Source organism: Monashia sp. HAY1-2A, from assembly GCF_056755315.1.
In genome coordinates, this window is sequence record NZ_JBNDHY010000904.1 from 1 (window position 1) to 228 (window position 228).

The 228-nt window shown below is 61.8% G+C and carries 1 protein-coding gene; it reads left to right on the top strand.

Translation table 11 applies throughout. The features are described 5' to 3' along the window. Positions 1–228: ATP-binding cassette domain-containing protein (locus tag ACPYOM_RS24380; RefSeq protein ID WP_481347958.1), on the top strand; the 228-nt coding region annotated here is incomplete at both ends.

A 228-nucleotide genomic window follows, 5' to 3' on the forward strand; every position in this document is an offset into this window, starting at 1 on the left:
TACCCGGGCACAGATAAGCCCGCCGTCGATAAGCTCAACATCGACATCGCCGATGGCGAATTCCTGGTCCTCGTGGGACCCTCCGGTTGCGGTAAGTCCACCTCCCTGCGCATGCTCGCAGGTCTTGAGGATGTGAACGCCGGCCGCATTCTGATCGGTGACCGCGACGTCACGGACGTTCCCCCGAAGGACCGCGACATCGCAATGGTCTTCCAGAACTACGCCCTG